Origin of the sequence: Arenimonas sp. (assembly GCF_019459675.1) — a bacterium.
In the GTDB taxonomy this organism is placed as follows: domain Bacteria; phylum Pseudomonadota; class Gammaproteobacteria; order Xanthomonadales; family Xanthomonadaceae; genus Arenimonas.
The window spans coordinates 1-4,139 of record NZ_JAIBFH010000106.1 but is presented as its reverse complement, the minus strand read 5'-3'; the positions used below and the strand labels follow the sequence as shown (position 1 = coordinate 4,139).

5 protein-coding genes, 1 other RNA gene and 1 pseudogene are annotated in these 4,139 nt (G+C 67.5%); 1 reads left to right on the top strand and 6 read right to left on the bottom strand.

The annotated features are described in order from the left end of the window. The 6 genes and pseudogenes from K0M70_RS03890 to rsmI form a co-directional block, all read right to left on the bottom strand. Nucleotides 1-593: pseudogene (locus tag K0M70_RS03890) on the bottom strand (penicillin-binding protein 2); the annotation flags it as partial. Then, entirely contained in the window at nt 590-859 is a 270-nt protein-coding gene (gene ftsL, locus K0M70_RS03885) for a cell division protein FtsL (protein WP_290779535.1), read from the bottom strand. The pseudogene K0M70_RS03890 and the gene ftsL, both read right to left, overlap by 4 nt. Further along, the gene (rsmH, locus tag K0M70_RS03880; RefSeq protein WP_290779532.1) at nt 856-1,800 is read right to left on the bottom strand and encodes a 16S rRNA (cytosine(1402)-N(4))-methyltransferase RsmH; all 945 of its coding nucleotides are present in this window, start codon (nt 1,798-1,800) and stop codon (nt 856-858) included. Before rsmH ends, ftsL begins: the two co-directional genes overlap by 4 nt. A gap of 14 nt (nt 1,801-1,814) precedes the next feature. Continuing rightward, complete coding sequence (gene mraZ, locus K0M70_RS03875) at nt 1,815-2,270, bottom strand: division/cell wall cluster transcriptional repressor MraZ (RefSeq protein WP_290779538.1); 456 nt, start codon at nt 2,268-2,270, stop codon at nt 1,815-1,817. Between the two features lie 303 nt (nt 2,271-2,573). Continuing rightward, nucleotides 2,574-2,927, bottom strand: an RNA gene (rnpB, locus tag K0M70_RS03870) — RNase P RNA component class A. 43 nt (nt 2,928-2,970) lie between these two features. Next, nucleotides 2,971-3,807, bottom strand: coding sequence for a 16S rRNA (cytidine(1402)-2'-O)-methyltransferase (rsmI, locus tag K0M70_RS03865; protein WP_290779530.1), 837 nt, complete (start codon nt 3,805-3,807; stop codon nt 2,971-2,973). 64 nt (nt 3,808-3,871) lie between these two features. Here rsmI and K0M70_RS03860 point away from each other — a divergent pair. Next, nucleotides 3,872-4,139 (top strand): hypothetical protein (locus K0M70_RS03860; RefSeq protein ID WP_290779527.1); only part of this gene is annotated, 268 nt, incomplete at its 3' end.

Below are 4,139 nucleotides of genomic sequence, written 5' to 3'. Positions count from 1 at the left end.
CGGTCGCGGATGATCTTCTGCACGCCGGCCTTGCCGGTCAGCCATTCGTCGAACGCCAGCTCCAGGCCTTCCTGGCCGCGGTCGTCGATGTTGGTGAAGCCCAGCACGTGCGCCATCACTTCGCCGTGCGGGTAGAAGCGGCGGAACTCGCGCTGCGAGTAGACGCCCGGGATGCCCAGGTCCACCACTTCACCGGCCACGTCGGGATTCATGTGCCGGCGCAGGTACACGAACTCTTTGTCGGCACGCTGGGCGATGCGCTGTTCCAGCACGTCCTGCGGAATGGCAAGCGCCTTGGCCAGCTGCGGAATGCGGTCAACGTGCTGCAGCAGTTCCTTGGGGTTGGCCCACACCGATTCCACCGGCGACGAGATGGCCAGCGGCTCGCCGTTGCGGTCGGTGATGGTGCCGCGCGACGTGGCGATGGGCACTTCGCGCAGGAAGCGGGCGTCGCCCTGCTGCTGGTAGAAGTCGGGGCTGATCAGCTGCAGGTGCGCGGCGCGCGCCACCAGCACCACGCCGAACACGCCCAGCACCACGGAAATGGCCAGCAGGCGGTGCCTCAGGCTGTAGGTGCTGCGCTGGACCTTCATGGCTGCAGCACCACGATGTCTTCGTCGGTCGGGTACTTCATGCCGATGCGGGTGCCGGCGACCTGTTCGATGCGATTGGCTTCGGCCCAGGTGGCCTGCTCCAGCTGCAGGCGGCCATATTCGATGTTGAGGTCGTCGCGACCCTGCTCAAGGCTCGACAGCGCGATGTAGGCCTGGCGATGCAGGTGCCGGGCGTGCACCACCGCGATGGCGCTCGACAGCACGCAGGCCACCAGCAGGGCGAACAGGAAGTCGCGCAGGCTCATGCGGCGGCCTCCGTGGGCAGCTTCTGGGCCACGCGCATCACCGCGCTGCGGGCGCGCGGATTCACCGAGGTTTCGGCGTACTCGGCGCGCAGCGCACCGCTGACGTCCACCAGGGTCGGCGTGAAATCCTGTTCCACCGGCATGCGGCGGTTGCCCGGCGGCGCCTTGGCATGGGCGGCGATGAACCGCTTGACGATGCGGTCTTCCAGCGAATGGAAACTGATCACCACCAGCCGGCCGCCGGGCTTGAGCCGGTCGAAGGCGGCCTGCAGGCCGAGTTCGAGATCCACCAGCTCGCGGTTGATGAAGATGCGGATGGCCTGGAAACTGCGCGTGGCCGGGTGGATCTTGCTGTCGCCGCGACCCACCACCGAAGCGATCAGGTCGGCCAGCTGGGCGGTTCGCAGCAGCGGCGTTTCGTCGCGGCGCGCGACGATGGTGCGGGCGATCTTGCGGCTGAGCTTTTCCTCGCCGTAGGTCCACAGCACGTCGGCGATCTCGGTGTCGGTGGCGCGGGCCAGCCAGTTGGCGGCGCTTTCGCCCGAATCCGGGTCCATGCGCATGTCCAGCGGGCCGTCCTTGCTGAAACTGAAGCCGCGCTCGGCGACGTCCAGCTGCGGCGAAGACACGCCCAGGTCGAAGAAGGCACCGTCCAGGCCCGGAGCGGTTTCATCCCAGTGCGCGAGGTCGGCGAACGAGCCCCGATAGACAGCGACGCGCGGGTCCGCGCTGAACAGCGCGTGGGCGGTGGCGATCGCTTCGGGATCCTTGTCCATCACCAGCAAACGTCCCTCCGGCCCCAGCCGGTCGAGCACGGCCCGGGCGTGTCCGCCGCGGCCGAAAGTTCCGTCCAGGTACCTGCCATTCCCCAACACGCGCAGGCCGTCGAGCGCCTGCGCCAGCATCACCGGGAGATGGCTGGGCTGCGCTTGCGTGCGCATCCCGGCCGCGCCCGTCACAGCCTGAGGTCGAGCATGTCCTCGCTGATCTCGTCTTCCCCAATGGTCTGACGGATCTGCGCGAGGTGAGCCTGCTCGCTCCACAATTCGAATTTGCCGCCCATCCCGAGCAGCACCGCTTTCTTGTCGATGGCCGCCGCGTTGCGGTGGCTGGCGGGCAGCAGCAGCCGGCCGTTGCCGTCGGGCTCCACGGTGGTGGCCGCACCCACCAGCTTGAGCTGCAGGTTGCGGTGCACGCGCTTGGCGTTGGGCAGGGCGTTGACCTGGTCGCGGACCTTTTCCCAGGCCGCTTCCGGGTACAGCCACAGGCATCCGGCTTCATAAGGGTTGTAGGTGACGACCAGGCGGTTGCCGCAGGCGCGCGCGACCAGGTCCCGGTAGGCGGTGGGAATCGCCAGACGGCCCTTGTCATCGATCGTGATCGCGGTTTCGCCCTGGAACATGCCCTGGATCAATCCTTATCCACTAAAAGCCACAAAAAACCCGGAATTCCCCCGGAAGCCCACGTTAGACCTGCCCTCGGGGGCTGTCAAGGATAAAAACCGGGTAATTTCATCAGGCAGATCAACACTTTGCGCCAAACTTGAGAGTCTGGTTTAAGAACTGTTTGGCAAGTGTTGTTTCACATGGCTTTGATGTGAAGGAGTGAATTGGTTAGCGGTATTGTCCGGCGCCGCCAGGATCAGCGGCCGCAGGCCCGCGCCCGGGGTCGGCACCCGGCCATTGCGCGAATCGGGGGATCAGGGAGAGGAAAGTGGCGGAGCCGGTCGTTAAGCCGGGTTCTGTCTGGGACAGTCATTCCTCTAGCCCCAGCGTCACCGCTGGGATCAAGCATCCAACCCGGGTGCGGCACGAGCCATGCCATAGCACCCCTATTTGGACTTGCTCCGGGTGGGGTTTGCCGTGCCCCGAGGCGTTGTCCCCTCGGGCGGTGGGCTCTTACCCCACCGTTTCACCCTTACCACGCACCCTTGCGGGCCGTTCGGCGGTTTGTTTTCTGTTGCACTTTCCGTCGGCTCACGCCGCCCAGGGGTTACCTGGCACCCTGCTCTATGGAGCCCGGACTTTCCTCGGCGCATTGCTGCGACGCGACTGCCTTGACCGACTCCGCCGGGACGGATTGTCGCACATCGGGCCTGGCGGCTTTGGCGCTCAGCCCGCTTCGCCGCCGTAAAGCGCCTTGCGCGGCGCCCCGCTGATGTCGGCGGCCAGCCGCGCCGCCACCGAGGGCTTGAGGTATTCGGCCAGCTTGGCGTAAAGCCGCTGCCCTTCGATCAGGCGCGCGGCGGTGTCGTCTTCGCAGCCGCGCACCACGATCACGAACTCGCCTTTGCGCTGGTTGGCATCGGCGGCGACCTTGGCGGCGATGGATTCAAGCGTGTCGCCGAGCACCGTCTCGAACAGTTTCGTCAGTTCGCGTGCGAGAACGGCTTCGCGGCCGCCGCCAAAGGCCGCGACGAAGTCTGCGAGCGCTTCCTCGATGCGGTGCGAACTTTCGTAGAACACCAGGGTTCGCGTTTCCTTGGCCAGCTCGGCCAGGCGCTCACGGCGCCCCGAGGCTTTCGCCGGCAGGAAACCCTCGAAACAGAAGCGGTCGCTGGGAATGCCGGCGACCGAAAGCGCGGCAATCGCGGCGCACGCGCCCGGAATGGGGCTGACGGCAAGACCGGCGGCTCGCACCTCGCGAACCAGGCGATAGCCGGGGTCGCTGACCAGCGGCGTACCGGCGTCGGACACCAACGCCAGGCATTCGCCGGCCTTCAGGCGCTCCACCAGTTTCCAGGCGACTTCGCCCTCGTTGTGGTCGTGCACGGCCAGCAGCGGCCGATCGATGCCCACGGCGCCCAGCAGCTGGCGCGTGTGGCGGGTGTCTTCGGCGCAAATGGCGTCCACCGCGGCCAGCACCTCGCGGGCGCGGGCGGTCAGGTCGCCCAGGTTGCCGATCGGCGTCGCCACCACGTAAAGCGTTCCTGCCTGGGTTGCCGCCATGTCCGCGCCCTCCGTGTGCACCGGGGTATCATCGTAACCGCTTCGATACCCGGACCCTCCCGACATGCTGCGAATGATTCCCCTGCTGCTGGTGCTCGCCGTGTCCAGCGGCTGCGCCACCGTTGCCGTCTCGCCCCAAGCCTCGGTGCAGCAGGACAGCGCCTCGCAGCTGGCCGCCGACGGCCGGCATCGCGAGTCCGCCCGCGCCTGGGCCGACGCCGCCAACGCCAGCCGCGGCGCCACGCGCGACCGCGCCTGGCTGCAGGCCGCCGAGCAGTACCGCCTGGCCGGCGACGAAGGCGCGGCCGAGCAGGCCTGGACGGCGTCCAACC